At 33.1% G+C, this 4,628-nt stretch carries 3 protein-coding genes; all 3 read right to left on the reverse strand.

Annotated elements, in window-relative coordinates:
• A partial coding sequence (locus ACKVOD_RS12245; RefSeq protein ID WP_409209754.1) for an SUMF1/EgtB/PvdO family nonheme iron enzyme occupies positions 1 to 682 on the reverse strand: 682 nt, incomplete at its 3' end.
• A 256-nt stretch (positions 683 to 938) separates the two neighbouring features.
• Entirely contained in the window at positions 939 to 2,090 is a 1,152-nt protein-coding gene (locus tag ACKVOD_RS12250; protein ID WP_409209755.1) for a formimidoylglutamase, read from the reverse strand.
• Position 2,091: 1 nt separating this feature from the next.
• The gene (gene topA, locus ACKVOD_RS12255; RefSeq protein ID WP_409209756.1) at positions 2,092 to 4,614 is read right to left on the reverse strand and encodes a type I DNA topoisomerase; all 2,523 of its coding nucleotides are present in this window, start codon (positions 4,612 to 4,614) and stop codon (positions 2,092 to 2,094) included.
• Positions 4,615 to 4,628 lie beyond the last annotated feature (14 nt).

The raw sequence follows: 4,628 nt of genomic DNA on the forward strand, positions 1-4,628 counted from the left end.
TATCTCTTGCAGCAGCTTGAATATCCATCCATGAATAGCGGAATTTCAATTTTTTAACATCAATAGTTCTTAGTCCATTAAATGATTCGTCTATAGGCAAATACATAGAATCCATAACTTCTGTATAATACTCATCTGGATATAATTTAGTATCATTAATTAACTTTATCTTTTTATTGAGTTTTCTACCAGCATATGGATCATCATCAGTACCAATACTATAATAATTATCATACATGTATTTATCATATGCAGTCATTTTTTCAGGGTCGGCATCATTAAATGCAAAATCTCCTATACTTCCTGCCGACTTGCCTTTTCCTTTGTCTTTAACATCAGAAGGCTTTTGTCCTGTTTCTTCAGCTAAAATAGCCAACCTAATTCTCATTGTTGAATCTTTTACCCAAAAAACAAATTGACGATATTCGCTATTTGTAATTTCAGTTTCATCCATATAAAAAGAACGAACAGTCACTGTTTTTGTTTGCGCATCTAACACATGGGCAACATCCTCGTCAGATTTACCCATAATAAAAGATCCTCCATTAATTAAAGTCATTCCATAAGGCTTTTCTGGGTTCCATTTAGCACCTTTTACACCCACTAATTCACCCTTATCAGACGAACCTCCACAGCTCATTAATAAGCTTAAAATTGCTAAAAATGCAATAAACTTCTTCATAAAAATTTGGGTTTTATATTTCATTATTTTTATTTGAGTAAACCTATTTATTATTATTATAAAAAACAATTAAATTATTATGCAAATATATGACAAGCCAAAACTAAAATTAAATCATTAAACAAAAAAACATTTTATCGACAAAATACATAAAAAGACGATAAAAAGGTAAAAAATGATGTTTTTTATATGTTTTTACTTACATATTTATTATTTGTAAACCTATTAATTCCGATTATTTTTAATATATTTCATGTTAAAAAATATTTTTTCGTTGTGCTTTCCACCATCTTTCTGGAATTTCGTGGTTACATGCGGCCAAATATTCTTCATGAGAGCAAGGTAATAACGTAATTTTCTTTAACTTATTATTGGTGTTTGAAATAACTGGCAATTCTATCCACCATCTATCTGTTTTATTACTTTTATAAAAAATTAATTCATCAACGTCTAAAGGAACTATATATTTCAAATAATTTTCTTTACTTCCAAATGGATATTCATTAGATCGATAATGAAATCCCTCTATAAAATACCAAATTATTTGTGCTATTAAAACGGATTCTTGTTTGGTATTATTATGATTAAAAACACCAAAAAGAGAAACTTTATCACATATTCCTGCATATCTAGCCAAAGAACAAATCTCTTTACCATTAAATCCGTTAGGCATAAAGGGATTAATAATACCCGAATCTGATGATTTAACCGATGTTAAATCAATACTAACCAAATCTGCATCTCTAAAAACAGGTTCTGCCAGTGAAATATTATTTGAAATATCGCCCAAACGATAGGCGTCAAAAAATAATTTTTCAATCAAATCAATTTCTTCCTGTGAATTATAATATGTTTGAAACCCAATGTTACTGTAATTAAATAGATTATTTGGTTCATCAATAACTATTTTGGTTAAATAGGAACCTGATGAAATGGAATCACTTTCTTTTCCAAAATCAAATTTTCTATCTATCGATACCAAATTAACCATTTGCTCTAAATCATCATAAGCACGGTATAATGGATAAGTCAAATCTTGAGTGCCACCGATTACTAATGGAATAATTTTCTTTTTTAATAAAGTAGAAACAACTTTCTTTACTGCAAAATACGTGTCTTCTATTGTATTTCCTGCAGCAATATCGCCTAAATCAGCGATAGAAACGTTCCAATTTCCTGGAAACAATCCATATAACTCTTTTCGAATATGAGCTAAATCTACACTACTGCTCAAATTAACCTCACCACGATTCTCCAAAACTCCAATAACGGCAATTTTAATTTTATTCAAATCAGGAAAGTCTTCTGAAGTATGAAATACCACTTTACTCCCTAATTGCTGAGAAGAAAACCCTTTAATTAATTCAAGGAATTCTTTGTCTATAGGTTTTAGAAAATCAAATTCCATATTATTTCTTTTTAGCTACTGCTTTCTTTGTAGTAGACTTTTTAACCGTTGTTCCCTTTTTTACTGGAACTTTTTTGGCGGGCGTTTTCTTGGCTATCATTTCTTGAACTTCCTCCAATGTCAATTTTGAAGCATCAATATCCTTACTTAGCTCAATTTTAAATTTTCCTTTGGTAATTTCAGATCTTCCCCATCGTGCTTTTTGAACCAGAATCCCTTCAGTTTCCCAGTTATGAATAACCTTATCAATATTCTTTTGTAATTTATCTTCTATCAATTCTTCAATATCAGATTGAGATAAATTATCAAAATTGTATTTTTTGCTAACATTAATAAAAATACTATTCCATTTAATAAATGGACCAAAACGACCTGTTCCTTTTTGAACAGCTTCTCCTTTATATACAGCAATTGGCGCATCAGCTTGGGCTTTATCATCAATTAATTCTTGTGCTCTCTCTAAAGTTATATCAAGTGGATTTTCTCCTTTTGGTAAGGAAACAAAAGCACTTCCGTGGCGTACATAAGGACCAAAACGACCATTACTTACTTCAACTTCTTCTCCTTTATAGGTACCCAAATTTTTTGGCAACAAGAACAAATCCAATACTTCTTCTAAGGTTATATTTCCAATATTTTGGTCATTCATCAAACTGGCGAATTTTTTCTCTTCGTCATCTGCCTCGCCAATTTGTGCCATTGGACCAAATTTTCCCAAACGAACAGAAACTTGTTTTCCGGTTTTTGGGTCTTTTCCAAGGATTCTCTCGCCACTTTCTCTATCAGCATTAGCTTCTACATCTTTTACTGTTGGGTGAAACTTATCGTAGAATTCCTGCATCATTTTAGTCCATTCGATATTTCCTTCGGCGATTTCATCAAAATCTTGTTCCACTTTAGCAGTGAAATTATAATCTAAAATGTTTCCGAAATTTTTAACCAAGAAATCTGTGACAATGGTTCCAATATCTGTTGGGACTAATTTCCCTTTGTCTGAACCTGTATTTTCTTTGAGCAACTTCTCTCCTACTTTCCCAGATTGAAGAGTCAGTTGTGTATAAATACGTTCCTGACCGTCAAGATTTCCTTTTTCTACATAATTTCTATTAATAATGGTAGAAATTGTTGGCGCATAAGTCGAAGGTCTACCTATACCTAATTCTTCCAATTTTTTTACCAAAGAAGCCTCAGTATATCTTGCTGACGGTCTTGAATATCTCTCGGTTGCAGTGATGTAATTGTTTTGTAATTTTTCGTTAACTTTCATCGCCGGCAACATGCCTTCTTGCTCATCATCATCGTCATCATCATGCCCTTCCAAATACACTTTAAGAAACCCTTCAAAAAGCAAAACTTCACCAGAAGCTGTAAATGTTTCTCCGTGATTATTAGCCTCAATTTTCACGTTGGTACGTTCCAATTCGGCATCACTCATTTGAGAAGCTAAGGTTCTTTTCCAAATCAAATCATACAAACGTGCTTGGTCTCTATCAATATTTACGGTATGGCGTGACATATCGGTTGGGCGAATCGCTTCGTGTGCTTCTTGTGCTCCTTTACTTTTATTGACAAACGTTCTAGGCTTAGAGAATTCCTTGCCATAAGATTTAATGATTTCGGCTTGAGCGGCTTCCATCGCATCTTTAGAAAGGTTAACACTATCGGTTCGCATATAAGTGATGAGTCCCGCTTCGTACAAACGTTGAGCCAATTGCATGGTGATTCCAACAGGTAAATACAATTTTCTTGCAGCTTCTTGTTGTAATGTTGAAGTGGTAAATGGCCCTGTTGGTGATTTTTTAGTTGGTTTTGTTTCTAAGTCAGAAACTTTATAGGAAGAACCTATATTTTTATTTAAAAAATCTTCGGCTTCTTTTTTAGAATTGAAATTTTTGGGTAGTTTGGCTTTAAATGTTTTTCCTGATTCGTTCGTAAACTCGGCTACGACCGAATAAGATGCAACAGCTTTAAAATTCTGAATTTCTCTTTCTCTCTCCACAATCAAACGAACCGAAACTGACTGAACGCGTCCAGCTGAAAGTCCGCCTTTGATTTTTCTCCAAAGTACAGGCGATAATTCATAACCAACCAATCTGTCTAAAACTCGTCGCGCTTGTTGTGCATTGACCAAATTATAATCGATTTCGCGTGGATTGTCAATAGCCTTTAGAATAGCAGACTTCGTGATTTCGTGAAAAACAATTCTTTTGGTTTTGTTTTTATCTAAATTTAATTCTTCAGATAAATGCCAAGAAATAGCTTCTCCCTCACGATCCTCATCCGAAGCTAACCAAACCATTTCGGCTTTCTTGGCAAGTCCCCTTAGTTTAGTAACCAAGGCTTTTTTATCGGCAGACACTTCGTATTTTGGTTTAAAACCATTTTCTACATCAACACCAATTTCTTTAGAAGGCAAGTCGGCAATATGACCATAACTCGATTCGACTTGATAGTCACTTCCTAAAAATTTTTCGATGGTTTTTGCCTTTGCAGGTGACTCAACGATAACTAAATTCTTTGCCATAGGTATGTTTTTCT

Source organism: Flavobacterium sp., assembly GCF_046155325.1.
Classification (GTDB): Bacteria; Bacteroidota; Bacteroidia; order Flavobacteriales; family Flavobacteriaceae; genus Flavobacterium.